The organism is Thioclava sp. NG1 (assembly GCF_003122275.1).
GTDB classification, from domain to species: domain Bacteria; phylum Pseudomonadota; class Alphaproteobacteria; order Rhodobacterales; family Rhodobacteraceae; genus Thioclava; species Thioclava nitratireducens.
On record NZ_QFBB01000002.1, the window covers coordinates 128,798 to 154,933 of the forward strand.

Consider the following 26,136-nt stretch of genomic DNA (forward strand, 5'->3'; position numbering starts at 1 on the left):
ATCAGTCCTTTCCGGAGTCTCGGGAGGGTTGGGATTCCGCCACTGCCGCCGCGATGAACACCATGGCGAGGACGGTAAAGATGTAGGCCTGGACGAGCCCGGTCAGCAGGTCGAGCGCCATGAACGGGATCGGCACGAACAACCCCGCGAGCGAGAGCACGATGCCGATGATGAAGACCCCGCTCATGATATTCCCGAACAGGCGGATCAGCAGCGAGAAGCTGCGCGTCAGCGTCTCGACGAGATTTAGGGGGATCATCAGCGGCGTCGGCATTGCGAAACTGCGCAGGTAGCCCCCGACGCCGCCCGCGCGAATGCCGTAGACAATCACCGCCACGAAAACGAGCAGCGCCAGCGCCGCATCGGTTTCCAGATTGGCGGTCGGGGGTTCCACGCCGGGGACCAGCGAGGACCAGTTCGCGATCAGGATGAACAGGAACAGCCCGCCGAGGAAGGTGCGGTAGCGGTCGGGGGAGACGCTCATCGTCTCTCGGATCTGGGTGTCGAGCACGGTCACCAGCAGCTCCAGCGCCGCTTGCCGGCGTCCGGGTTGCAGGCTCAGGTTTCGGGTCAGCGCGTAGCAGCCGGCCACGATCATCGCCATCATCACCCATGTCGTGACGACGGGTTGCGTGATCGGCACGGGGCCGATCCAGAAAAGCACGGCGGTCTCCAGCGGCGAGTTCATGCGGACCTCGCGCGTCGCAGAGTGAGCGCCCGCCCAATGCCGATCCCGAGCGCCGCCGCGATCAGTGGCACGGCGCCCAAGAGCGCGCAGCCCACGAGAACCGTGATCGTCAGCCCGAGGCGCAATACGGTCAGCACGATCGCCTTCAGCGCCTTGCTTTCGAGCAGCATCGCATCAGTTCCCGCCCGCAGCAGCGCGAAATGCACGAGCCCCACGCCGATGCCGAGGATCAGGGCGCCTGCGCCAAGAAGAAGCTCCACCCCGCTCATTGCTGTTGCACCCAGCGCCAGCCGAGCCAGCACCCCACGACAAGCCCCACCATCATCAGCGCGGCGGTCCAGAAGATGCCCGACTGGGCGCTGCGGTCGATCCATCGTCCCCCGGCGGCTCCGGCGAGCATCGGTAGCACGACGATCCATCCGAGCACACCGATCTGGCCCAAGCGGCGGCCCAGCGGGATTTCTCCCTCCCGTCGCGCCTTCTCGGTCCGGGCGGCGTGGCGGCGCGCGGCGCTTTCCATCGGCTCCTCCGTCTTGTCCGGGTCTTCCGGCGGGTGGGTCATGTCCAGTGCTCCCGCGTTCGCGCGCCGTCTAGGCTCGCCACCAGCTGTCGGATTGCGAGCAGATGCAGCCGGGTGGCGTCGGCCTGCTCGGTCTTCGCCGCATCATCCTCGGCCTGAAAGCGTTTCAGGATCGTGTCGCCCAGCTCCGGCAGGTCGCCGGTCACCGCGGCGCGGGTCGAGACCGAGACGTCGCTGCCATTCTCGACCATAAGAACGCCGCCCTTCACCGCGCAATAGTGTCGCTTGCCCTCGGCCTCCCAGGAGATGACCGAGATGCTGAGGCTGGTGAGGAACTCGGCATGGCCGGGCAGGATTCCGAAGCCGCCGCTCGCATCCTCGGCGCGGATCGCGGTGACGTCCTTGGCATCGACGACGATCTCGAGCGGTGTGGCGATGGTGAGCCTCATGCCGCGGCCTCCTCTCGTTGGCGGGCCTCGTCGATCCCGCCGATCATGTAGAGCGACTGATCGGACCACTCGTCCGCCTCGCCCGAAAGGATCGCGCGGCATCCCTCCAGCGTGTCGGCCAGCGGCACCGAGCGCCCGGTCTGGCCGGTAAACGCCTCGGTCACGACGAAGGGCTGGGTGAGGAAGCGTTGCAGCTTGCGCGCGCGGCGCACGGCCAGCCGGTCCGACGCGCCCAGCTCCTCGACGCCGAGCAGCGCGATGATGTCCTGCAATTCGCGGAACCGCGCCAGCAGCGCCCGCGCTTCGCCCGCCAGCTGGAAATGCTCCGCCCCGACGATCTCGGGGTCGAGCAATTGCGACGACGATGCAAGCGGGTCGATCGCGGGGTAGATTCCCTCCGAGGCCAGCTGACGCGACAGCACGATGGAGCTGTCCATATGCCCCGAAATCGCGGTCACGGCCGGGTCGGTGAAATCATCCGCCGGCACGTAGACCGCCTGAATGGCGGTGACCGAGGCTCCGGCGGCGGAGGCGATGCGCTCCTCCAGTTCGGCGACCTCGGAGGCGAGGGTAGGCTGGTAGCCCACGCGCGAGGGCAGGCGACCCAGAAGGCCGGAAACCTCGCTGCCCGCCTGCACGAAGCGGAAGACGTTATCCATCATCAGAAGGACATTGCGGTGATTGCGGTCGCGGAAATCCTCGGCGATGGAGACAGCGGTCAGCGGCACCCGCCAGCGCGCGCCGGGCGGCTCGTTCATCTGGCCATAGACCAGCGCGGTGCGGGCCAGTACGCCGGAGTCGGTCATGTCGGCGAGCATCTCGTGGCCCTCGCGCGAGCGTTCGCCGACGCCCGCGAAGATCGCGATGCCCTGATATTTTTCGACCATCGTGTTGATGAGCTCCATCACCAGCACCGTCTTGCCCACGCCAGCGCCGCCGAACATCGCGGCCTTGCCGCCGCGTGCCAGCGGTAGCATCAGGTCGATCACCTTGATGCCGGTCTCGAAGGCGGTGACGGCGCCGCTGCCCGACAGGCGCGGCGGCGAGCCGTGGATCGGGCGGCGGGGCGTTTCCTTGGGCAGGGGATCGCCGCCGTCGCGCATCGCCCCGGTCACATCCATCAGCCGCCCCAGAACCGCCTCGCCCACCGGCACTTCGAGCGGCTTGCCCGTGGCGTGCAGCTTTCGCCCGCGCGACAGGCCGAGCGTCGATTGCAGCGCGATGGCGCGCACCCGATGCGCGTCGAGATGGCCATGGACCTCGAAGCTGCCCTCCGGATCGCCATCGCTCGTCGTGAGGATCGAATAGATCGGCGGCAGCGGGCCATCGAAGCTCGCATCGATGACCGGCCCGCGCACCGCGATGATCCGTCCCTCGGCCACGCTCATCGCGAGGTATATCCCCCATCGACGAGGTGGTAGCTGCCATTCACGAAGCTCGCGGCGTCCGATAGCAGGAAACAGGTCAGCGCCGAGACCTCTTCAGGCGTGCCGAGTCGCCCCGCCGGATGCAGGGCGACCAGAGAGTCCTTTACCTCAGGTGCCAGACCCGACAGAAGCGGCGTCTCGATGAAGGCGGGGCCGACCGCATTGACGCGGATGCCCTGCGCCGCGTGATCGAGCGCCGCCGCCCGTGTCAGGCCGAGCAGCGCATGTTTCGCCGCGACATAGGCGCAGGCGCTGGGGAACGCGACCGAGCCGAGGATCGAGGACATGTTCACGATGGTCCCGCCGCCCGATTTCAGCATCGCCGCGATCTCGTAGCGCATCCCGTAGAACACCCCGTTGAGATTGACGTCGATCACGTGTTTCCAGCTGTCGAGCGGATATTCCCCGAGCGGCGCCTGCACGCCCCCGATGCCGGCGTTGTTCACCGCGAGATCCAGCTTGCCGAACGCCTTGACGGCTTTGGCGACCATCGCTTCGACAGCATCGGCAGAGGTGACGTCGACCGCCATCGGCTCGGCCGTGCCGCTCGCCTTGCGGATCTCCTCGGTCACGGACTTGGCCGCATCCGCATTCTGATCGGCAAGCAAGACCGAAGCGCCGCGGGCGGCCAACTCCTTGGCGATCGCCGCGCCGATCCCAGATCCCGCGCCCGTAACGATAGCTGATTTTCCTTCGAAATCCCGTGTCATGGCAGTCCCGGCCTCCGTTTTGAATGCGACGAGGGTAACGGGCTCGCGGCTTCGGGACTTTGATGGGGATCAACTGCCGTGGGCGCAGTCTGGATGCGCACGTCTTCGTGAATGCGGCGCGGGTCGCGGCGTCCGGAGGTTCGCCGAATGCAAACCGCCCGCGGCTCTCATCGAGGCGCGGGCGGACTTCTTCAAGCCTTCAGTCTGCGCTTACATGGCCCAGGGGCCGTGGAAGTCGCCACCCTCGCGATCGGTGCGCTCGAACCCGTGCGCACCGAAGAAATCGCGCTGGCCCTGAATCATGTTCGCGGTGCCGCGTGCGGTACGCATCGTGTCGAAATAGCTCAGCGCCATCGACAGGGCCGGAACTGCGAGCCCGTGGGCTGCGGCGATGCTGACGACCTTGCGCAGCGCGCTGTGATGGGTCTTCAGCAGGTCCGCGAAATAGGGCGCGTACATCAGGTTGCGATCGGGCGACTCGCTGAGCGCGCTCGCCATGTCGTCGAGCATCGCCGAGCGGATGATGCAGCCGTCACGCCAGACCAAGGCGATATCGGGCAGCGGCAGATCCCAGTCGAAGGGCGCATTGGCCGAGCGCAGCAGCTCGAACCCCTGCGCGTAGCACAGGATTTTGCCCGCGATCAGGGCGTTCTCCAGATCGTCGGCACTCAGCGCGCCTTCGGGCAGCGCCTCGGGGGCGGCCCCGAACATCTCCTCGCCCTGCTGGCGCGCCACGAGGCGCGACGACAGGTTGCGCGCCATCACTGCCGCTTCGATCACCGGCACCGGGGCGGCGAGATGCTGCGCCTCGATCACGGTCCAGCGGCCAGTGCCCTTCTGGCCCGCGCGGTCGAGGATGATGTCGAGCATCGGCTTGCCGCTCTCGGGATCGGTGGCGCGTGCGACCTTGCCGGAAATCTCGATCAGGTAGGATTTGAGCGCGCCTTCGTCCCATTTCGCGAAGATCTCGCCGCAGGCCTGCGAGTCGAGGCCCATCCCGTCGCGCATCACGCCGTAGGTCTCGGCGATCATCTGCATGTCGGCATATTCGATGCCGTTATGCACGGCCTTCACGAAATGGCCCGAGCCGCCCTTGCCCATGAAACCGGCGCAGGGCGTGCCGTCGAACTTGGCCGCGATCGCATTGAGGATCGGGGCGACGCGGTCCCAGTCCTGCTGCTCGCCGCCGCCCATGATCGCAGGCCCGTGGCGCGCGCCTTCTTCCCCGCCCGAGACCCCGATGCCGAGGAATCGCGGGCCGGCCTTCGCGGCTTCGGCGGCGCGGCGCTCGGTGTCGTGGAAATTCGCGTTGCCCGCGTCGATGATCAGGTCGTCCGCGTCGAGATAGGCGCGCAGCGCCTCGATCTGCTGGTCGACCGGTTCGCCCGCGGGCACCATCAGGATGATCGCGCGGGGTTTCGCGATCGATTTCACCAGCTCTTCGAGGCTCTCGCAGGGCGTGATTTTCGACGCCAGCTCGCCCGCGTTTTCATGGAAAGTCTTGGTGACGCTGGTCGTGCGGTTGAACACCGCGATGTCGAACCCTTTTTCCGCGATGTTGAGGGCGAGCATTCCGCCCATGGTGCCAAGGCCGATCAGCCCGATTTGCGATTGTGCCAAAATACGGCCTCCGAATTTGTTACATGCGGGCCGCCGTCGGCCCGGGGTGTCGCCTCGCTCGCTACGCCGTATCGCCAAATTGCGCGGCGCTGCGAGGGCGACCTGCACGAATTGCCCCAAGATGACGGAAGTTGCAAATCGCCTGATCGCTGCGAGCGCGAAGAAACGCCGTGCCGGGTACCCGATAAAATTACTCGGGTTAGGGGGTTGCGCCCGTCAGGCGACGCAGCTAACGAATACCCAAGCAAATTACTCGGGAATCGACGAGGAACGTCTTCATGCTCGCAACATTCATCATCGGCCTGCGCGAAGGGCTCGAGGCGGCGCTGATCGTCGGCATCATCGCGGCCTTTTTGCGCGCCCGGGGCGAGCGTCTGCACGAGATGTGGCTTGGCGTTGCTGCCGCGGTGGCGCTGTCGGTCGGCGTGGGGGCCGGTCTGGCGCTGATCGAGGCCGCGCTGCCGCAAAGCGCGCAGGAAAAGCTGGAATGCGTGATCGCCGCCGTCGCGGTCGTCTTCGTGACGCTGATGGTGCTGTGGATGACGCGCCACGCGGCGGGGCTGAAGGGCCAGATCGAGCGGGACGCCGACGCGGCGTTGGGGCAGGGGAGCCGGATCGCCCTGGCCGCGATGGCCTTCCTCGCCGTGCTGCGCGAAGGCTTTGAGACCGCGGTGTTCCTGCTCGCCACGATCTCGGGTGCGCAGACCGGACATTGGGCGGGCCTCGGCGCGGCGCTTGGCCTCGCAGCCTCGGTCGCGCTCGGCTGGGCGATCGCGCAGGGCGGGATGCGGCTCAATCTGGGGCGTTTCTTCCGCTGGACCGGCGTGTTCCTGATCCTCGTTGCGGCCGGGCTGGTGCTGCAGACGTTGCGCTCGGCCCATGAGGCGGGCTGGTTGCTGGCGGGGCAGCAGCGCATTGCCGATCTGAGCTGGCTCGTGGCCCCCGGCACAGTGCGCTCGGCGCTGATCACGGGTGTGCTCGGCATTCCCGCCGATCCGCGCCTGATCGAGCTGCTGGGCTGGATCGCCTATCTGGTCCCGGTCGCGGCGCTGACCTATTGGCCGCGTGCGCTGCGCCCCGATCCCCGCACGGCGCAATGGCTGCGCGGCTCTCTCGCGGTCGCCTTCGCGGCATTGGCCGTCGGTATCGCGGCGCTTTGGCCGCAGCCGCAGGTGACGCTGCCCGATCATGCGCCGCGTGTGCTTGAAGGAGATGTCGACACCTCCGCCGGACCCGATCTGCGTCTGCAGGGACACATGCTCGAAATAGGTGCGACCCGCGTCGATCTGACGGGCGCCGAAGCGACGCCGGAACGGCATCTGGGTCTCCCGTCCCTGCATCGCCAAGTGCAGAGCCAGACCGAGATCGCGGGCGCCCCCGGCGAGATCGATCTCACAACGCTTGCGCAGCTCGCGGGTGGGCGGCTGCCGGTGGGCGTCAGCCCCGCGCGCAACCCCGGGCCTTTCGTGGCCGAGTGGACGCGGCTGGAGCAAGTGACCGTCTGGACAGCGGGCGATGCGCTTCTCGATGCGCAGGGTCATAGCGCGGTGACGCTACGCCTGTCGGGCGGTGGGCTGACCACGCCGCGCACGCTGCGCGTCGATTCAGCGCCCAGCGGTTCGGCAACCGGCGACTGGGTCATGGCCCTTGCCGCCACGCAAGAGGCCGCGGATGCGCTGCGTGCGCTGCGCCGCGCCCGCATCGAGCATCAGTTCTGGGCCCGAGAGTTGCCCGTGATCCTCTTCCTCATCGCGCTTGCGCTGGCGGCCTCCGCGCTCGCCCGTGCGCGCCCCGCACCGTTTTTCCCCGCCAGGTCCCTCTGACCAAGCCAACTCCGCAGAGCAAATACAGGAGCCTGACAATGAACATGTCGCCCCGCGCGCGCCGCCGCGCCATTCCACTTCTCGCCGCAACCGCGTTCTTCGCGCAGCCCGCACTGGCCGATGCGCCCACGAATAACGGGGCCGCGCAGGTCGCTATCACGCTGACTGGCGAGAATGGCGGCGCATGTGTCCTCGATCACGACAGCGCGGCGGCAGGGCCGATCACCTTCACGGTGACCAATGAATCCGCCCCCGCGATTTCCGAGCTGGAGCTGCTGTCGGACAGCCGTATCCTCGGCGAGAAAGAGAACCTCGCTCCCGGTCTGCCTGCCTCGAGCTTCACCGTCACGCTCGACGGTGGCGACTATCGTATCTATTGCCCGGGCGCTGCCGAAGACACCGTCGCCTTCACCGTGACCGGCGAGAGCAAGCAGCGCGCGCAAAGCGCGATCGGCGATCTGCTGGACGAAGGCACCGCAGGCTACGCCAACTACGTCGAAGGCATGGTCGGCGCGATGGTGACGGCGAGCGAACGTCTCGCCGCGAAAGTCGATGCGGGCGACGTGGAGGGCGCAAAGGCGGCCTATGCGCAGGCCCGTCCGTTCTACGAGCGGATCGAGCCCGACGTTGAGGGCTTCGTCCTTCCCGGCACCGACCCGACCGATAACTCGGGCAACCTCGATTACCTGATCGACATGCGCGCCTCGAACCTCGACCCGGCGGTCGGCTGGCACGGCTTCCACGCGGTTGAGCGCGACCTGTTCGAGAAAGGCGAAATCACCGAAGAGACCAAGGCCTATGCGGCGGAGCTGGTGAAGAACGTCAAGATGCTCGCCGATCTGTCCGGCGGGATCGAGTATCGCCCCGAGGATCTCGCGAACGGCGCTGCAGCCCTTCTAGAAGAAGTGCAAAGCGGCAAGATCAGCGGTGAGGAAGAGGCCTACAGCCATATCGACCTCGTTGACTTCGCGGCGAATATCGAAGGCGCGCATCAGGCGTTCGCCTTCCTCGAGCCGGGGCTGAAGCGGATCGACCCGGACGTCGCCGAGACCATCGCGCAGCGCTTCGCGGATGTGCAGACGATACTCGAAGACTACCGCGATCCCGACGCTCTGGGCGGCTACAAGATCTACGATGCCGAGCTGCGCAAATCGGACGCGGTGAAGCTGAGCCGCGCGATCCAGATGCTGCAGGAGCCGCTGTCGCGGATCGCCGAAAAAGTCGCCACGGCAAGCTGAAGACGAAGGAGGCCATGATGCGCGGGCAAGACGATAAACCGGCAGGACTGTCACGGCGTGGGCTGTTTCTGGGCGCGGCAGCGCTTGGCGGCACCTTCGCCACGGCGGGAAATGGGGCAGAGACCGGCAAGGTCGAGCCCGACGCCATGCCCGACCCGGACCAGAGGCGCTACGCCTTTTACGGGACCGGGCCGCAGGCCGGGATCGCCACGCCGCCGCAGCAGCATCTGATGGCCATGGCCTTCGACCTGACCGGGACCGATCCGCGTGCGCTGCAAGTGCTGCTCGCGCGCTGGTCGGCCTCGATCGGGCTGATGATGGAAGGGCAGCCGGTCGGCCCGGTCGAGCCCGACCGCGCCGCGGCGACCGCGCTCGAGACCGGCGAGGCGCTCGGTCTCGGCCCGGCGGGGCTGACGGTCACGGTGGGTCTAGGCCTGCGCGTGTTCTCGCCCGAGATGGGGCTGGCGGCGAAGGCCCCGCCGCATCTGCGCCCGCTGACCGATCTGCCCTCGGACGCGCTGCGCCCCGAGATCAGTGGCGGCGACCTCTCGCTGCAGGCCTGCGCCGACGATCCGCAGGTCGCCTATCACGCGGTGCGCATTCTCGCGCGGATCGCGAAACGCACTGGCGCCGCGACCGTGCGCTGGACACAACTCGGCTTCGGGCGCGCCTCGGCCGGGGCAGGGCAGGAGACGCCGCGCAACCTCTTTGGCTATCGCGACGGCACCCGCAACATCACCACGCCCGAGCAACTCGCGCAGCATGTCTGGGCCAATGACGGGCCCGAATGGCAGCATGGCGGCACCTATCAGGTGATGCGCCGGATCGAGATGCATATCGAGAACTGGGACAACGCGCAGGTCAGCCACCAGAACGATGTCTTCGGGCGGCACAAGCTCACAGGCGCGCCGCTGACTGGCACGGATGAATTCGACACGCCTGACTTCAAGGCGAAGAACGCGCAAGGCGAGCCGGTAATCCCGACGCATGCGCATATCCGGCTCGCGGCGCATGAGACCAATGAAGGCATCCGCATTCTGCGGCGCGGCTACAACTTCACCGGCGGTCTGAACGCGGTCGGGCGGCTCGATGCGGGGCTGTTCTTCATCAGCTACCAGAACGATCCTGCGCATTTCGAGGCGTTGCAACGGCGGCTCGGCGCGTCGGATCTGCTGAACGAATACATTTCCCACACCGGATCGGGGCTGTTCTGGGTGCCGCCCGCAGCACCGAAAGGCTCCTATATCGGCGCGCCGCTTTTCGCTGCGGTCTAAGCCCCCGGAGCGGATCCGGCGGTGACTCCTTTGCGCGCCGTCGCTGCGGCGGTGTGCAGTTGGGTCTGTATCGGGGTCTCCGCCCAACCCGGATTGCCCGAGCGGATCGCGTCGGCCCATTCCGAAAATCCGTTCGGTCGCTATCAGCTCTTAGTGCAGCCGCGCGATCGAGCGGTCGACCATTGCCTGCGTGATCAGGTTGGTGTCGCCGCTGCGTCGGAACCAGCGCATGTTGCTGCGTCCGATCCCTTCCACGATCGTTCCCGCCGGCAGCGAGACATCGGGCGCCAGCAGCGTATCGGTCAAGTGGCAGTCAGGCGACACCGATCCTTTCGCCGTCAGCGCAGAGCGCCGACCGACCCCGATGACGCCCGGAGGCACATCGAGATGCAGGCAGCTCAGCGGCGGACTGCCGCGCGTCGTGGTTCCCTGCGGTGCCGCGAAATCGAGAAGCGCGGAGCGATAATCGTCGAGCGTGTCGATATCTCGCCAATAGGCTTCGCGGCCGTTGTCGCCGCGTGGCAGGCGGTAGGCTTGCAGGGCCTTCTCGCGCAGTGCGATTTCCAGCAGGTCGGCCCCGATCGAAATGTCGAAACGTCCCAGCGCCAGTTTCGGCAATTCCTCGCGGAGCCACGCGGTCTTGAACAGGTAAATGCCGGTGGCGACCAGGCTTCGCCCTGAACTGCCGTCGATCTCGGCAGGCGAACTCGGGCGGTGGGTGAGCGCGCTGACATGGCCATCCTGCGCGACCTCAAGCACCGAGTGATGCTCCGCGTCCGAAGACGCGAGGGTCGCGGCGACCAGCGTCGCGGGCGCATCGCTCAGGCGGTGGCGCTGGATGAACGGACGCAGATCGATGTCGCAAATCTGATCGGCAGGCATCACCAGAATGTCGTTAACGCCTTCGCGCTCCAGTAGGTTCAGATTGGCGAGAAGCGCATGGGCCGTGCCGCGATAGCCGCCGCGCGAAAGCCGCGTCGCGTCGCGGATCAGCAGCCCGTCGGGGAAGCTGTCCGCCCATCGGGCGTGGAGGTGCCGGATCAACGGCGCGGGCCGGTACTGGGTGGCGATGATGGCGCGCGTGAACCCAGCGGCGTGCAACGAGGCAAGGGTGAAATCCACCAGTCGCAGGCCGCCAGCGCCAAAGGGCAGGGCAGGCTTGCACATGTTCTCGGTCAGCTCGTAGAGACGCTTCCCGCGCCCGCCGGCCAAGACCACTGGAAGACAACCGTTCAATAAATTGGGCCGTTTTTGAGTCAGCATCAGAGCTCCTCCCCGTGACGCTGCGACGTTCAAAAGTTTAACGCTTTTCATGAATAAAAGCCACAAATCGGGGCCGCGGTTCCCGGTTTTCCGCCGGTTCGCGGTAAGATTTTCGCGCAAGTTTTTTTACCATTTCGAGTGGTGCCCGATAACCCTTTGAGTCTAGGGGGAGGTCTCGCGCGATGTGTCAAAAGCCGGTCGGATCGATCTCGCCGGTCGGTCAGCCGGGTGGCGGAAAGCGGAGGGTCCCAGAGGCGTCCGCAGCGCTCGAATCGGAAATCTCGAACAGCACGCCGTCACGAAGGTCGGTGAGGTCGCGGCAGAATCGGAGCGTGATCTCGCGCCCGTCCGAGCGACGGGTGAGCGTGAAGACCCCATTGCGCTCCGAGGCTTCGGCTGCGCCCGAGCGGAACACCTCCGCCGCCGCTCTGCGTAAACTCAGCAGCTGGCGGGTGGCCTCTGACTTGCTCCGCTCGAAAGGCGTCAGCGTCTCCGGCAGGGCGAAGGGACGGCGGTTGTCGGGGTCGGTCAATTCGTAGAGCGCCCGCTCCCCGCGCTGATAGATGTCGGGCATGCCCGGAAGCATCATCTTGAGCGCCAGTTGCAGCAGCGACAAGCGTTTCCCTGTCGCGATCAGGCGCGCGAGTTCTGCTGGCGGCTGCGCCTCCCACGCCGCGCAAATCCGGCGGGCGGCGTCCAAAGCGGTTTCTTCGGCCTCGATGTCGGGGAAGGACCAGCGCGTGATCTCTCCGCCTTCGCGCAGGGCCTTTCGGAGGTGCTCTGTCAGGCGTTCGGACAGCTCCGGTCCGGGGGCGGGGTCGTCCCAGATTCCCGAGAGGCTCTGCGTGGCGTACCAGACGAAGCCGGGGGCTGCAGGTGCGGCCGCCTGCATCGCGGCATCGAACAAAGCGGCGAAAGTCTCGGGCCGATGCGAGATCGCCGCGACGCGCATCCGCGTATCCTCGCCCCGTTTCGTGTCATGGCTGGAGGTGAGTGTCAGGCCGCCGGAGCGTTGTCCCTGCGCACTCGCAAACCAGTCATTGAGCCCTTCGGCGTCCAGAACCGGCATATCCGGCTCCGCGCCCACTTCGTTCGCGGCGAGGTAGCGCGTGTGCCGGAAAAAGGCGGTGTCCTCCTGCGCCTTCGCCACCACCGCACCCGTGACCTGCTGGAAGCGTATGCGAAACTTGCGGCTCGCCTTATCCGTGCCGCCCAACAGAAGCCCCGCGAGCAGATCGAGCGCCTCGCGCTGCGGCAGAGTCTCCGCGGCCGCTGCCACGGTCCTTTCGATCACCGCGCGATCCTCGGGCGAGGCGGGCGGCGCGGTGATATAGGTCCGATAGCGCGGGAAGTGGATCAGCAACGCCAGCATCGCGTCGCGCAGCGTCTCGGCGTCGGGCGGGTCGAGGAGGTCCACCGCGAGCGCCGCCTGCGCGAGGTCGATCAGTTGGTGCAGCTCGGCGGCGAGGTCCTCGGGGATCACCTGCGCGCGGGCTTCCCGGCACAGCGTCTCGTAATCGTCGCAGCCACCGGTGCGATCGCGCCAAAGCGTGTCGAGCCGTTCGAACCCATCGGGCGCGGTGAGCACGCGGCAGATCTGGCGCCCCGCCTCGTAACCCGTGGTGCCATCGGTCTGCCATTCGGCGGGCATCGCCTCGTCGCCGGTCAGGATTTTCTCCACCCAGATCGGCACTGCGTCGCCCACAGTCCGGCGCAGCCGTTCGAGATAGGTGACGGGATCGGCGAGCCCGTCGATATGGTCGATCCGCAGCCCGTGGGCGAGCCCCTCGCGCACCAGCCGCGCCGGCAATTCGGTCATCGCGTCGAAGACGGCGGGGTCTTCGACGCGCATCCCGATCAGACCGGTGACATTGAAGAAACGCCTATGCGAGAGCGCGCCGCGTTCGCGCGTCCAGTCGCGCAGCTGCCAATGCTGGTGCGTCAGCACGGAGGCCACGTCGCCCAGCGTTGCCGTCCCGGAGGCGAGCGGGAGCCATCCACCCTCCCATTCCACCGCGCCGCGGTGATCCTCGGTCAGCCGCAGCTTGCCTGCCGCCAGCATGTCGTCGAGCGGCTCGGGCAGGAAGGGCAGGATCAGCTTCTGGGACCAGTCGATCGCGAAGTATTCAGCATATGCGCTGTCGGGGCCGTGGCGCATCGCATCGCGTATCCACGGATTGTCGAGCGAGAGTGCCGTGTGGTTCGGCACAAGGTCGAGCACGACGCCCAGCCCCCGCGCCTGCGCAGCCTCCGACAGGTCGCGAAACCCTGCCTCGCCGCCGAGGACCGGGTCGATCTCCTGCGGGTTGGCGACGTCGTAGCCGTGGGTTGAGCCTTCCGTCGCGGTGAAGATCGGCGAGAGGTAGAGGTGGCTCACGCCCAGGTCTGCGAGATAGGGCAGAAAGGTTTTCGCCGTCGCGAAATCTATGCCGTTTCGCAGCTGCAGCCGGTAGGTGGCGATCATCGGATGAGTGGCGGCGGGCTCCTCGGACGGCATCAATCAATCCTCACATCAATGGCGAAGGCGTCCCGACGCGGGTCGCCCATGGAAAACAGCGCGGTGTCCCGGCGCGCGGCGTTGGATGCGGGCGCGCCGAGGCTAACCAGAATGTCGAGCGTCCCGGCGCCGAATGGCCAGCGCGCATGGAAGGCTTTCAGTCCGTGGCGCGTGACCTCGCCGGGCCCGCGCTTGCCACTGCGCAGAAGCGGCAGCAGATGCCTCCGGCGCAGGCTCAGAAGTTCGCGCGTCAGCCGCAACCACTCCCGCGTGCGCCGCCTGGTGTCACCGTAAGGGTAGCACAGGCGCGGCGTGTCAGGAGAGGCGGGGTCGATCATCGCGCTCGTGTCATAGCCGAGGCCTTGCAGCTCTTTCGTTCGGCCTTCGCGCAGCGCGGCGACGGCGTGTTTCGGCGGGTCTGCGAAGAAGGGGAAGGGCGCTGTGGAGCCGACCTCCTCGCCCATGAACAGCATCGGCGTGAAGGGCATCAGCAGTAACAGCGCATGGGTCACCGCACCCGCCTCGTCGCCGATCAGGCTCAGGAGGCGTTCGCCTTTGGGGCGGTTGCCTGCCTGGTCATGGGTGAGGTTGGCATTCACGAATGCGGACCAAGGCAGATGAGCAGCGGGCGCGCCACGAGCTTTCGTCCCGTCGGCCCGCGTCTGACCTTCCTCGACCTGGCCCAGCGTCATTGCGCGTGCCAGATCACCGAACGGGTCAGCGGCATGGGCCTTGTAGTAGCCCTGCGTCTCGCCGGTCAGCGCGACATGCAGCGCATTGTGCCAATCGTCGTTCCATTGCGCATCGTAACCGGCCTCGCGCAGATCGGGGAGGTTGCGCTCGTCCTCGAGGATCAGGTGGATCGGGCGTTCGCGCTCCTTCGCGCGGATCGTTTGCAGAAGCTCAATCAGGAAATGCGGCTCGGACGGGTCGCGGATCGCATGGACTGCATCGAGCCGCAGCCCGTCGAGGCGGTATTCGTCGATCCATCCCGTCGCCGTGTCGCGCAGCAGCGCGCGCAGTTCGGGCCGGGTGAAGTCGATCGCATCTCCCCAAGGCGTAGCTTCCCCTCCGAAGGCTTCGGGCGCGTAAGAATGGAGGTAATTTCCGAACGGGCCGAAGTGGTTCAGCACCAAGTCGAGTATTACCACGATCCCGTTGCTTTGGGCTGCGCGTATGAACGCCCGCATCTCATCGGGCGAGCCATAGGCGGGATGCGGGGCGCGCAGGAGCACCCCGTCATAGCCCCAGCCATACGCGCCGTGGAAGTGCGAGACCGGCATGATCTCGATGCCCGTGATGCCGAGGTCGGCCAGTTCGGGCAGGCGTTCCGCAGCGGCGGCAAAGGTGCCTTCGGGGGTGAAGGTGCCGATATGAATTTCGAGGATCACCGCCTCGTCCCATGGGCGCCCGTGCCACGGGGCGCCCCAGTCGTAGGCCTCCGGGTCGTGGGTCAGCGAGGGCCCGTGAACATCGCCTTGCTGGAGTCGCGCGGCGGGGTCGGGGTAGTCGGTGCCGTCGAGGCGGAACGTGTAGGATAGGCCCTCGCGCGCCGGGATCGAGGCCTGCCAGCCGCCGTTTCCGACCGGTGCCATGTCATGCGCGGTCCCGTCCAGCATCAGTTCTGCGCGCTCTGCCGCAGGGGCCCAGATGGCGAAGTCCCACGACCCGCCTGTTCCGGGATGCGCGCCCCAGCGCAGGGGCAGGGGATCGCTCGCCTCTCTCACGAAGTCGCCTCGTCGGGCGATGCCTCCTCGGCGCGACAGAAAGCGTGCAGCGATTGCCAAGGCAGATTCATTTTCTCCTCCCCAGCTTCGTCGCAGCGCGGATTGTCCCGCGTCGTGTCGAGGATATGGTGCCAGCCTTTGCCGGGCAGCGTGAACTCGCAGGCGTCGCCCGCATTGGCGACGATCAGCAACTCCGGATAGCCCTCCAGCCGGTGCCGCAGCCCCACGCAGCACAGACCGCCATCCTGCCAGTCGTCGTCCTTCATCTGACGCCCGGAGGGATGCCACCAGTCGCTGACCGGGGTCGCGACGTTGGGAGCGAAGGCGGGCGGGGCGAGGTGATAGCGCCAGTCCTGCCGGAACGCGATCATCGCGCCGACGCTGTCGCGCAGATCGACCCGCGCGCCCTCCCAGTCGATCCAGGTCGTCTCGTTATCCTGACAATAGGCGTTGTTGTTGCCGTTCTGGCTCTGGCCCATCTCGTCGCCCGCGAGGATCATCGGTACGCCGTGGCTGACCATCAGCGTACCCAACATCGCGCGTGCTCGGCGCAGGCGGGCGGCGTCGATCTCGGCGTCGTCGGTCGGGCCTTCGACGCCCATATTGTCGGACAGGTTGTGGTCGTGGCCGTCGCGATTGTCCTCGCCATTGGCTTCGTTGTGCTTGTGGTTGTAGCTCAGCGTATCCCAGAGCGTGAACCCGTCATGGGCGGCGAGGAAATTGATCGACGAGGTGGCGGGCCGGTGTGTGTGGTCGAACTGCACGGGCGAGCCCATCAGCCGGTCGGCAAGCTTCGGCACCATGCCGGGGTCGCGCCGCCAGAAGGCGCGGGTGTCGTCTCGGAACTTGTCGTTCCATTCGCGGAAGGGCCAGGGGAAGCCGCCCACCTGATAGCCGCCTTCGCCCACGTCCCATGGCTCGGCGATCAGCTTCACGCCAGAGAGTACCGGGTCCTGTCGGATCGCGTTGAAGAACGCTCCTTCACGTTCGAAGCCGTCCGGCTCGCGCCCCAAGGTGGACGCAAGATCGAAGCGGAAGCCGTCGACATGCACCGCCTCAACCCAGTAGCGCAGGCTGTCCATGACGAGGCGAAGCACCATCGGATGGGCCACGTTGAGCGTGTTGCCGGTGCCGGTGGTATCGAAGCCGTGGCGGCGGTTTTCCGGCGAGAGGAGATAGTAGCTGCGGTTGTCGATGCCCTTGAAGCTGAGCGTCGGGCCAAGCTCGTTGCCCTCGGCGGTGTGGTTATAGACGACGTCAAGGATCACCTCGATCCCGGCCTCGTGGAAGCGCTTTACCGCGGCGCGTACCTCGTGCACGTCCTCGCCCGGCAGATAGCTGCGATTGGGGGCGAAGAAACCGATGGAATTGTAGCCCCAGTAATTCGACAGGCCGTTCTCGACCAGATGCCGGTCCTGCACGATGGCGTGGATCGGCAGCAGCTCGATCGTCGTCACGCCGAGCTTCAGCAGGTGGTCGATGATCGGCGGCGAGGCCAACGCCCGGAACGTCCCGCGATCGGCCTGCACGACACCCGGATGGCGCATCGTCATACCTTTCACATGAGCCTCGTAGATCACGGTCTCCGACCACGGGCGATGGAGCACCTGATCCTGATCCCAGTCGAATTGCGGATCGGCCACGATCGCCTTCGGCATGAAGGGCGCGGAATCGCGTGTGTCCTGTTCGAGGTCAGAGCCTCCGACGGGATAGCCAAAGAGCGCGTCGTCCCATTTCAGATAGCCGCGCATCGCCATCGCGTAGGGATCGAGCAGCAGCTTGTTGGGATTGAAGCGCAGGCCGTCCTCGGGGGCAAAAGGTCCATGCACGCGGTAGCCATAGGCGAGGCCTTCCTGCGCGCCGGGCAGATGCCCGAACCAGATCCCGCCCTCCTGCTGCGGCATTTCCAGCCGCGTCAATTCCTCTTTGCCCTCGTCGTCGAAAAGGCAGAGCTCCACCTTCTCGGCCTCTCCGGAAAAAATCGCGAAATTCACGCCGTCTCCCGTGACGCGCGCGCCAAGAGTATCGGGTCGCCCCGCAAACGGATCGAAACGCAGCGAACTCGGGGTCATTGAGGGCTCCATATGCGGAAGAAATATGCGGAAGAAACGGCGACGCGCCAACGGGACCAATGCGCCGCAATGTAATCGGTTCCTGAGCGTGACACGCAAAAACCGGAGGCGATCGAGCTGGCGATCGTGCCCAGCCGGGCTGCGTCATATGCCGTAGCCGTGAATTCTGTCGGGAAAACTTCAAGGAACTCCGCCATACCCCCCGCGTTTCGGAACCATTATTCTCCACTATCAGAGGTTCCGACATGACGAACGACAAGCGCGGACGCCCCGCCACCACAGACGGGGGCGCCCCCGTCCAAAGTCTCGAACATTCGCTCACGGTCGGTTCCGACGGTCCGATCGTTCTGAACGATCACTACCTCATCGAACAGATGGCGAATTTTAACCGCGAACGTATTCCGGAGCGTCAGCCGCACGCCAAGGGCTCGGGCGCGTTCGGTTATTTCGAAGTGACGGGCGACGTCTCGAAATACACCAAGGCGAAAGTGTTTCAGCCGGGTGCGAAGACCGACATCGTCGCGCGCTTTTCCACCGTGGCCGGCGAGCGCGGCAGCCCCGACACATGGCGCGACCCGCGCGGCTTCTCGGTGAAGATGTATACCGAGGACGGCAATTTCGACATGGTGGGCAACAACACCCCGATCTTCTTCGTGCGCGACCCGCTGAAGTTCCAGAGCTTCATCCGAAGCCAGAAGCGCCGCGCAGATAACGGGTTGCGCGACCACGACATGCAGTGGGATTTCTGGACCCTCTCGCCCGAAAGCGCGCATCAGGTGACCTATCTGATGGGCGATCGCGGCATCCCGCGCACCTGGCGAGAGATGAACGGCTATTCGAGCCACACCTATTCGCTCGTCAACGAAGCCGGCGAGATGTTCTGGGTGAAGTTCCACTTCAAGACCGACCAAGGCGACGGCAACGCCCATTTCACGCAGGACGAAGCCGATCAGATGGCTGGCGCCGATAGCGACTTTCACCGCCGCGACCTGTTCAACGCGATCGCCGAAGGCAACCATCCGAGCTGGACGCTGTATTTCCAGATCATGCCCTTCGAGGATGCCAAGACCTATCGCATCAACCCGTTCGATCTGACCAAGATCTGGCCGCACGAAGACTACCCGCTGATCGAGGTCGGCAAGATGGTTCTCGACCGCAATCCCACCGATTTCCACACCGAGATCGAGCAGGCGGCCTTCGAGCCCAACAACATGGTGCCCGGCGTCGGTCTCTCGCCCGACAAGATGCTTCTGGCGCGCGGCTTCTCCTATGCCGATGCGCATCGCGCGCGGCTCGGGGTGAACTACAAGCAGATCCCGGTGAACAAGCCGCAAAGCGAGGTCAACGCCTATACCAAGGACGGCGAGATGCGGGTGAACAAGTCGGAAGACCCGGTCTATTTCCCGAATTCCTACGGCGGTCCGGAGGCGCATCCGCAGCAGGCCGAGGCCGGCCTCTGGTATGCCGATGGCGAGATGGTGCGCGAGGCCTACAGACAGCGCGAGGATGACGACGACTGGAGCCAGGCGGGCGCGTTGGTGCGCGAGGTGATGGATGACGCGGCGCGCGAGCGTTTCGTGACCAACGTCACCGGACACCTCTGCGATGGCGTCAGCGAGAAGGTGCTGCAGCGGGCGTTTGAGTACTGGCGTAACGTCGATGGTGACATTGGCGCTCGGATCGAGAAAGCGGTCCGCGACAAGCTGGGCGGTGAATCGAAAGCGCCGGGCATGGCCTCGGCCAAGAGCATCAGCGGCTGAGCCGGTCGTCTACGAGAACGGGAAAAGGCGGGGGGTCGGCCCCGCCTTTTTGCTGTCACGCTCACTGTCTGCAGCAGGCATCATTCCTCGCCGTCGGCATAGAGCGCGACGACGTCTTCTTCCAGCACGCCGCCGATCGCCTCGAAAGCCCCGCCCGCAGTGCGGAATTCCGACAGTGTCAGGGCGGGGAAGACGAAATATTTTCCGGCGACGTTTTCCTTCTGCGCGCCGAAAATGATCCGCGTGATCCCGGCGAAGCGCGCTGCCGAGAGGCACATTTCGCAGGGCTGCAGGGTGGTGAGCAACACGCAGCCATCGAGCGACGGGTCGTTCTGCGCGCGTGTCGCCTTCGCAATCGCGACGATCTCGGCATGGCGGGTCGGATCGCAGTCGAGATGCACCTCGTTCTCGCCTTCGGCGATGATCTCCCCGTCGCGCAGGATCGCGGCGGCGATCCCCGCCTTGCCCGGTTCTTGTGCGGCTTCTTTGGCGTTGGCGATCAAACGGGCCATCGCCTCGCGTTCGGTCGGGGTCGGTTGCTCGGGCATGGGTCGGTCCTTTCGGCGGTCTGAGGATGAGAGGCGGGCAAGGATGGCGCGCAGGGACGAACGCCCGCAGCTGCGCGCTGTTCCCCGCGCGCGAGTGCGACCAATCCCACACGCATGCCGATTTTTTCCGGAACCCATGTCGACATTCGGCGTTAGGCAGGACTTACAGGTGACCCAAAGGCGCACCGCGAAGCTGCTGCGTCTTCGTGGGCTCCAAGTCTCCACGGGGCGAATCGGGTGGAGCTTTCAGGCGCGTTGGCGTGTCCGGAAGCGGAAATCCGGCCTCTCCCCCGTGTGAGGCTGCCCTCGCGCTCGCTCTCGCCGTCGTGACCTGCAAGGGCTGAGCGGGTTTCAAGAGATCACAACCGTTCAGATGACCTTGAGGCCCAGGCATCTGTCGGCAAGTCGTCGCTGACAACTCGGCATTTGGCTGCCGGTTCCATCGATGGAACCCGGGCCCGCCCTTTTGTTCCGTCCCGAAATTTCGAATTTGCGCCCTTCGACACGAATTTGAAGGGACATCTATCATGGCAAAGGCAACGGGTCTGGCTCGGCGCGAGTTTCTCCTGGGCGCGGCGGGCGTACTTGCAACCCCCTACATCGTCACCCCGGCACAGGCAGCAGGTCAGACGGACGAGCGTCGCCTGAGCTTCCACAACCCCCATACCAACGAGAATTTCGACGCGGTCTATTTCTCGAAGGGGCAATATGACGAGCAGGCGATGCGCGAGTTTTACCGGATCGCCCGCGACTGGCGTCAGGAGAAGGAGGTGAAGATCGACAACCGCACGATCAACATCGCCTACAACATGCAAAAGCTCCTCGAGCAGAGCACGCCGCTGATGCTGGTGTCGGGCTATCGCACGCCCAAGACGAACCGGCTGGTGCATGGCGCGACGCACAGCTTCCACATGCGCGGCGAGGCGCTCGACATCACGCACCCGCATGTCTCGACCAGCATGCTGCACAAGGTGGCCCTGCGTATCCGTGGCGGCGGTGTCGGCTACTATCCGAGCGAGCATTTCGTGCATGTCGATTGCGGCCCCGTCCGCACCTGGCGCGGCTGAGCGCAAGCGCCACGCGCGTCTCGAACGGCATCGGCGCGGTGCGCTGTGTCCCTGCCTTCACGGAACCGGAACGAGGGCAGGGCGTCGCGCCGCGCTGACGCCTCGGCACCCGAGACGGTTCCCTCTTCTCGCGAAGTTTTCACGAAAATTTAGTGCCTCTCGCCGTGTGCGCCCTACGTGAAGGTCGGCCAACAAGCGCCGCGCGGGCGCTCACCGATAAAACGGCGAGGAGGAACTCATGAAATTGAAGATCAACGGCAAGTCCGTCGACGTGCAGTCCGGCCCGGATACCCCGCTCCTATGGGTGATCCGCGATGAGCTGGGCATGACCGGCACGAAATTCGGCTGCGGGATCGCGCAATGCGGCGCCTGTTCGGTGCTGCTCGACGGGACCGTGCAGCGCAGCTGCGTGCTGCCGGTCAGCGCGGTGGGCGACAGTGAAGTCACCACCATCGAAGAGATCGAGAACGACCCCGTCGGCAAGCGTGTCGTCGAGGCGTGGGTCGACAAGGAAGTGCCGCAATGCGGCTATTGCCAATCGGGTCAGGTGATGGCGGCGACCTCGCTGCTGAAGTCGAACGACAAGCCCACCGAAGATGACATCACGGCAGCTATGACCAACCTGTGCCGCTGCGGCACCTACAACGCGATCAACGATACGATCGCCTCGATTGCCGGTACCGATGCAGCGAAAGCGGGGGATGCGCAATGAACGACCACGATCCCAAGATTTCCGATCCCGGCTACCCGACCGGCGCGCCCGAGAACGTCTCGCGTCGCCGCTTCCTGCTGGCTTCGGCCGGTATCACCGCGGGCTCGCTCGTGCTGGGCTTCGGCCTGAGCGTCGCGCCCAACAAGGCTGCGGCTGCCGCGCAGGAGATGCCGCCCGGCGCCAACGTCCCGGCCTTCCTCGAGCTGCGCAAGGACGGCAAGGTCCGTCTGCTGAGCCCGTTCAACGAAGGCGGGCAGGGCGTCTTCACCGCGATGGCACAGATCGTGGGCGAGGAAATGGACGTCGCCCCCGACAGCTTCATCGTCGAGAACGCACCCGCAGGCAGCGATTACCTCGTGGTCTACGGCAAGATGCGGATCACCGGCGGCTCGATGTCGGTGCGTACCAGCTACGACACGATGCGCAAGCTCGGCGCGGCTGCACGGCAGATGATGCTGGAAGCAGCGGCGAAGAAGCTCGACGCGCCGGTGTCCGAACTGTCGACCGAGCCAGGCAAGGTGGTCCACAAGGGCTCCGGCAAGTCGGTGGGCTACGGCGAGCTGGCGGGCGATGCGCTCGACCAGGAAGTGCCCAGCCCGGATTCCGTGACGCTGAAAGACCCGAAAGACTTCAAGTGGATCGGCGAGCCCGTGAAGCGCGTCGACGTCTACGAGAAATCGACCGGCAAGGCGATGTATGCGATGGATGCCAAGGTCGACGGCATGCTCCACGCAGCCGTCCAGCACGCACCGCGTCTGGGGCTGAAACCCGGCGATATCAGCAACCTCGACGAGGTGAAGGGCATGGCCGGCGTCATGTCGGTGCATAAGCTCGACGGCGCGGTGGCTGTCGTGGCCGAGCGCTTCTGGGACGCGAAAACGGCGGTCGAAGCCGCCAAGGTCGACTGGCAGGAGCCGAACGAGGAGGAGAAGTCCAAAATCCGCTACATGCCCGCCGATTTCTCGACCGAGGAGTTCGCCAAGCAACTGGCCAACACCAAGGGCGACGGCACCGAGGCCGAGAGCGAAGGCGACATCAAGTCGGGCTTCGACGGGGCAGCGAAGACGGTCGATGCGACCTATCAGAGCCAGTACCTGCACCACGCCCAGATCGAGCCTGCCTCGACGCTGGCGCGGTTCAACGAGGATGGCACGCTCGACATCTGGCTGCCCAACCAGGCGCCCGAGCAGTTCCAGACCCAGATCGCCGATGCGGCGGGGATCAAGCCCGAGCAGGTGAAGGTCAACTCGCCGATGCTGGGTGGTTTCTTCGGGCGGCACTTCCTGTACCCGTCGGCCAACCCCTTCCCGCAGGCGGTCCAGCTTGCGAAGGAGGTCGGCAAGCCGATCAAGGTGATCTGGACGCGCGAGCAGGAATTCCTGCGCGACCCGCTACGCCCGATGGCGGCGGTGCGTTTCCGTGGCGCGCTGGACGAGAACGGCATGCCGGTGGCGCTGGAGGCGATCTCCGCCTGTGAAGGCCCGACCGAGGCGCTGAACGGTCACAACCCCGACAAGGTCGATGCGATGGCCGTCGAGGGGCTGACCGGCAAGAGCTACGCGATCCCGAACCGCCGCATTGCGCAGAACTATGTCGAGAACCCGACCTCGCTCGCCTATTGGCGCTCGGTCGGCCATTCGATGAACGACTTCTTCTACGAAGCCTTCCTCGACGAGATGGCCGATGCGGGCGGGCAGGACCCATATGAGCTGCGCATGAAGCTGCTCGAAGGGAACGAGCGTCTGACAAATCTGCTCAAAGCGGTCGGCGATCTGTCGGGCGGCTGGAAGCGTGGTCCCTTCGATGCCGAGGATGGCACCCGCCGCGCCCGCGGTGTCGCGATGGCCTCGCCCTTCGGCAGCGAGGCTGCGGCGATTGCCGAAGTCTCGATCCAGGACGGCAAGATCGTGGTGCATGACGTCTGGGACGTGCTCGACCCGGGCAGCATCGTGAACCCGTCGATCATCAAGGCGCAGATCATGGGTGCTGCGACCCTCGGCACCTCGGAGGCGCTGATCGAAGAGGTCGTCTACAAGGACGGCAAGCCGACGGCGCGCAACTTCGACTACTACCCGATCCTCGGGGGTGCGCGGGCGCCGCGCATCCATGCGAAGGTGATCGAGAGTGGCGCGAAGATGGGGGGCGTGGGCGAGCCGCCGCTGCCCGCCGTGCCGCCGGCGATCGCGAACGCGGTCTCGGTGCTGACCGGGCAGCGCGTGCGTTCGATGCCGATGGACAAGCTCGACCTGAAGAAGGGCTGAGCCCGTCTGGACGGAAAGATTTGGGGGAGGCGGAGCAATCGCCTCCCTTTTTCAGTCCTGCGGGGCGACCGCCTTGCGGGCGAGCACGATGAACTGCGCGGCCTCTTCCTCGCTCAACCCTTCCAGGATTTCCGCCTGCAGCCGGGTCACCACTGGCCGTGCGCCCTCCAGCGCCTCCGCGCCTTTGGGGCTCAGATGCAAGCTGCGCGCGCGCCGATCCGTCTCGCTGACGGTCCGCTCGACGAGCCCCTTTTGCACCAGCCGTTTCACCACGTCCCCGATCGTCGCGCGGTCATAGGCAATGCGCGCCGCCAGCTGCGCCTGATCCATCCCCGGTTCGCGCGACAAGGCATCGAGCGCCGCGAATTGCACAGAGGTCAGCTCCAGCGGGGCGTCCTTGATCCGTTTCTGAAACACCGCCGTCGAGCGTTGGTTCAGCCGCCGGATAAGGTGGCCGGGCATGGTCTCGAATTCGTTCGGCATAAGCTGCGCTCCGGTTCTTCCGCGATTTATGTAAGTGTACTTACTATATTGACGCGGCGCCAGTCCTTCCGCTAATGGTAAGTATGCATATCAATTGGGAGGGCGAGCTATGCAGTTTCATCTGAACGGGTTCATCCCCGGCGATCCGGCCATCGCGCCGCGTCATCCGCAGGCGGGTGAGAAGCTCGACACGGTCGACGTTCTGATTGTCGGCTGCGGCCCGGCAGGGCTGACGCTTGCGGCGCAGCTTGCAGCCTTCCCCGAGATTTCCGTGCGCATCACCGAGCGCAAACCCGGCCCGCTCGAAGTCGGGCAGGCGGATGGCATCGCCTGCCGTTCGGTCGAGATGTTCGAGGCTTTCGGCTTCGCCGAGAAGGTGATGAAAGAGGGCTATTGGGTGAACGAGGTCGCCTTCTGGCGGCCCGGCGCGCAAGGCGACGGGCTGCAACGGGCCGACCGGATTCAAGACGTGGCCGACGATCTCTCGGAGATGCCGCATGTCATCCTCAATCAGGCGCGGGTCCATGATTTCTACCTCGAGACGATGCGCAACGGCCCGCGCCGCCTGACCCCCGATTACGACCGCGCACTGACCATGCTCACCCGCACCGACGATCCCGATTATCCGCTCGTCGCGACATTCGACTGCCTCGATGCGCCGGGCGGGACCGAGACGATCCGCGCGCGCTATGTCGTCGGCTGCGACGGCGCGCGCAGCACGGTGCGCAAATCCATCGGGCACGAATTGCACGGCGAATCCGCGCGCCAGCTTTGGGGCGTGATGGATGTGCTGCCGGTCACCGATTTCCCCGATATCCGGCTCAAGGCGGCGATCCAGTCAGCCACCGAGGGCAGCATCCTGATCATCCCGCGCGAAGGCGGCTATCTGGTGCGGTTCTATATCGAGCTCGACGCGCTGCATGGCGAAGAACGCGCCGCCGACCGAAACGTCAGTGCCGAGATGCTGATCGAGAAGGCGCAGGCCATCCTCGCTCCCTATACGTTGGAAGTGAAGGAGGTCGCATGGTGGTCGGCCTATGAGATCGGCCAGCGTGTCTGCGACGGTTTCGACGATAGCGACAGAGACGGCGACGGCGCGCCCGAGCCGCGCATCTTCATCGCGGGCGACGCCTGTCACACCCACAGCCCGAAGGCCGGGCAGGGGATGAATGTCTCGATGGCCGATACGTTCAACCTCGGCTGGAAACTGGCGGCCGTGCTGCGCGGGCAGGCGCGGCCAGGCCTTCTCCGGACCTATTCGGAGGAGCGGCAGGCCAAGGCGCAGGAGCTCGTCGATTTCGACCGCGACATGGCGCGGCTGTTCAGCGCGAAGCCGCAGACCAAGGACGATGAGGCGCAGTTTCAGGCCTATTTCCAGAAGCACGGGCGCTATACCGCAGGGGTCGAGACGCAATACGCGTCGGGGCTTCTGATCGGCGACACAGCGCATCAGGCACTCGCTGCCGGGCAGGTCGTGGGCAAGCGGTTCCACTCTGCGCCGGTGGTGCGCTTGGCGGATGCCAAGCCGATGCAGCTGGGTCATGCGTTCAAGGCGGATGGATGCTGGCGGCTTCTGGCCTTCGCGCCGGAAGGCGACAGTGGCGAGACAGGCGGGGCGATCGCGCAGCTATGCGACCGGCTCGACGGGCCGGAGGGGCTGCTTCACCGCTTCACGCCGGAGGGCGCGGATATCGACAGCGTCATCGACCTTCGCGCAGTCTTCCAGACGCCCCACCGCGAGATGCTGATCGAGGCGCTGCCCGCGCTCCTGCGGCCCAAGAAGGGGCGCTACGGGCTGGTCGATTACGAGAAGGTCTTCTGCCCCGCCGTCACCGGCCCCGACATCTTCGATCTGCGCGGCATCGACCGGGTGCAGGGCGCCTTGCTGGTGCTGCGCCCCGATCAATATGTCGCGCAGGTTCTGCCGCTCGATGCGGTGGACGCGGTCGCGGATTTCTTCGACCGCATCCTGATCCTGCAATCGGCTGGCTGAGGGC

The 26,136-nt window shown here is 65.9% G+C and carries 21 protein-coding genes; 8 read left to right on the forward strand and 13 right to left on the reverse strand.

What is annotated here, in order from left to right:
• Nucleotide 1: 1 nt before the first annotated feature.
• From DEM26_RS03730 to gndA, 7 genes are all read right to left on the reverse strand, one after another.
• Nucleotides 2–688 (reverse strand): F0F1 ATP synthase subunit A, encoded by a 687-nt coding sequence (locus DEM26_RS03730; RefSeq protein WP_109171736.1) that lies wholly within the window; start codon nt 686–688, stop codon nt 2–4.
• Nucleotides 685–957 carry a hypothetical protein gene (locus DEM26_RS03735; protein ID WP_109171737.1) on the reverse strand — a complete coding sequence of 91 codons (273 nt, stop codon included), beginning with the start codon at nt 955–957 and terminating at the stop codon, nt 685–687. The genes DEM26_RS03730 and DEM26_RS03735 overlap by 4 nt, the downstream gene beginning before the upstream one ends.
• Nucleotides 954–1,250 carry an AtpZ/AtpI family protein gene (locus DEM26_RS03740; protein WP_075776342.1) on the reverse strand — a complete coding sequence of 99 codons (297 nt, stop codon included), beginning with the start codon at nt 1,248–1,250 and terminating at the stop codon, nt 954–956. Before DEM26_RS03740 ends, DEM26_RS03735 begins: the two co-directional genes overlap by 4 nt.
• Nucleotides 1,247–1,657: a F0F1 ATP synthase subunit epsilon gene (locus DEM26_RS03745; RefSeq protein WP_075776341.1), complete on the reverse strand. Its 411-nt coding sequence runs from the start codon at nt 1,655–1,657 to the stop codon at nt 1,247–1,249. Before DEM26_RS03745 ends, DEM26_RS03740 begins: the two co-directional genes overlap by 4 nt.
• A complete protein-coding gene (gene atpD / locus DEM26_RS03750; protein WP_109171738.1) occupies nt 1,654–3,045 on the reverse strand; it encodes a F0F1 ATP synthase subunit beta in 1,392 nt (463 codons plus the stop codon). Before atpD ends, DEM26_RS03745 begins: the two co-directional genes overlap by 4 nt.
• Complete coding sequence (locus tag DEM26_RS03755) at nt 3,042–3,794, reverse strand: SDR family NAD(P)-dependent oxidoreductase (RefSeq protein ID WP_088722010.1); 753 nt, start codon at nt 3,792–3,794, stop codon at nt 3,042–3,044. Before DEM26_RS03755 ends, atpD begins: the two co-directional genes overlap by 4 nt.
• Before the next feature lie 210 nt (nt 3,795–4,004).
• A complete protein-coding gene (gndA, locus tag DEM26_RS03760) occupies nt 4,005–5,414 on the reverse strand; it encodes an NADP-dependent phosphogluconate dehydrogenase (protein WP_075776338.1) in 1,410 nt (469 codons plus the stop codon).
• 278 nt (nt 5,415–5,692) lie between these two features.
• Between gndA and efeU the strand changes: the two genes are divergently transcribed.
• From efeU to DEM26_RS03775, 3 genes are read left to right on the forward strand one after another with little or no spacing between them, the layout of a single operon-like run.
• On the forward strand, nt 5,693–7,237 hold the full coding sequence (gene efeU, locus DEM26_RS03765; RefSeq protein WP_109171739.1) for an iron uptake transporter permease EfeU: 1,545 nt from the start codon (nt 5,693–5,695) through the stop codon (nt 7,235–7,237).
• A gap of 38 nt (nt 7,238–7,275) precedes the next feature.
• A complete protein-coding gene (efeO, locus tag DEM26_RS03770) occupies nt 7,276–8,475 on the forward strand; it encodes an iron uptake system protein EfeO (RefSeq protein WP_199224626.1) in 1,200 nt (399 codons plus the stop codon).
• A gap of 17 nt (nt 8,476–8,492) precedes the next feature.
• The gene (locus DEM26_RS03775) at nt 8,493–9,749 is read left to right on the forward strand and encodes a Dyp-type peroxidase (protein WP_109171906.1); all 1,257 of its coding nucleotides are present in this window, start codon (nt 8,493–8,495) and stop codon (nt 9,747–9,749) included.
• A 150-nt stretch (nt 9,750–9,899) separates the two neighbouring features.
• Here DEM26_RS03775 and DEM26_RS03780 read toward each other — a convergent pair whose 3' ends face one another.
• From DEM26_RS03780 to glgX, 4 genes are all read right to left on the reverse strand, one after another.
• Nucleotides 9,900–11,012, reverse strand: a complete 1,113-nt coding sequence (locus DEM26_RS03780; protein WP_075776335.1) for a sugar phosphate nucleotidyltransferase — start codon at nt 11,010–11,012, stop codon at nt 9,900–9,902.
• A 220-nt stretch (nt 11,013–11,232) separates the two neighbouring features.
• The gene (gene treY, locus DEM26_RS03785) at nt 11,233–13,509 is read right to left on the reverse strand and encodes a malto-oligosyltrehalose synthase (protein ID WP_109171741.1); all 2,277 of its coding nucleotides are present in this window, start codon (nt 13,507–13,509) and stop codon (nt 11,233–11,235) included.
• The gene (gene treZ, locus DEM26_RS03790) at nt 13,509–15,236 is read right to left on the reverse strand and encodes a malto-oligosyltrehalose trehalohydrolase (protein WP_233243011.1); all 1,728 of its coding nucleotides are present in this window, start codon (nt 15,234–15,236) and stop codon (nt 13,509–13,511) included. The genes treY and treZ overlap by 1 nt, the downstream gene beginning before the upstream one ends.
• On the reverse strand, nt 15,233–17,308 hold the full coding sequence (glgX, locus tag DEM26_RS03795; protein WP_233243012.1) for a glycogen debranching protein GlgX: 2,076 nt from the start codon (nt 17,306–17,308) through the stop codon (nt 15,233–15,235). The genes treZ and glgX overlap by 4 nt, the downstream gene beginning before the upstream one ends.
• Before the next feature lie 245 nt (nt 17,309–17,553).
• Between glgX and DEM26_RS03800 the strand changes: the two genes are divergently transcribed.
• Entirely contained in the window at nt 17,554–19,068 is a 1,515-nt protein-coding gene (locus DEM26_RS03800; protein WP_088722005.1) for a catalase, read from the forward strand.
• A gap of 80 nt (nt 19,069–19,148) precedes the next feature.
• On the opposite strand, the gene DEM26_RS03805 is transcribed toward DEM26_RS03800, so the two are convergent.
• Entirely contained in the window at nt 19,149–19,616 is a 468-nt protein-coding gene (locus DEM26_RS03805; RefSeq protein ID WP_158275074.1) for a nucleoside deaminase, read from the reverse strand.
• 527 nt (nt 19,617–20,143) lie between these two features.
• Between DEM26_RS03805 and DEM26_RS03810 the strand changes: the two genes are divergently transcribed.
• The 3 genes from DEM26_RS03810 to DEM26_RS03820 all read left to right on the forward strand — a co-directional run bounded on the left by DEM26_RS03810 (nt 20,144) and on the right by DEM26_RS03820 (nt 23,656).
• Nucleotides 20,144–20,683: a YcbK family protein gene (locus tag DEM26_RS03810; protein ID WP_075776331.1), complete on the forward strand. Its 540-nt coding sequence runs from the start codon at nt 20,144–20,146 to the stop codon at nt 20,681–20,683.
• A 238-nt stretch (nt 20,684–20,921) separates the two neighbouring features.
• A complete protein-coding gene (locus DEM26_RS03815) occupies nt 20,922–21,395 on the forward strand; it encodes a (2Fe-2S)-binding protein (RefSeq protein WP_075776330.1) in 474 nt (157 codons plus the stop codon).
• A complete protein-coding gene (locus DEM26_RS03820; RefSeq protein WP_109171743.1) occupies nt 21,392–23,656 on the forward strand; it encodes a xanthine dehydrogenase family protein molybdopterin-binding subunit in 2,265 nt (754 codons plus the stop codon). The genes DEM26_RS03815 and DEM26_RS03820 overlap by 4 nt, the downstream gene beginning before the upstream one ends.
• 51 nt (nt 23,657–23,707) lie before the next feature.
• On the opposite strand, the gene DEM26_RS03825 is transcribed toward DEM26_RS03820, so the two are convergent.
• Nucleotides 23,708–24,139, reverse strand: a complete 432-nt coding sequence (locus DEM26_RS03825) for a MarR family winged helix-turn-helix transcriptional regulator (protein WP_233243013.1) — start codon at nt 24,137–24,139, stop codon at nt 23,708–23,710.
• 109 nt (nt 24,140–24,248) lie between these two features.
• Between DEM26_RS03825 and DEM26_RS03830 the strand changes: the two genes are divergently transcribed.
• The gene (locus tag DEM26_RS03830; protein WP_109171744.1) at nt 24,249–26,132 is read left to right on the forward strand and encodes an FAD-dependent monooxygenase; all 1,884 of its coding nucleotides are present in this window, start codon (nt 24,249–24,251) and stop codon (nt 26,130–26,132) included.
• The last annotated feature ends 4 nt before the right edge of the window (nt 26,133–26,136 follow it).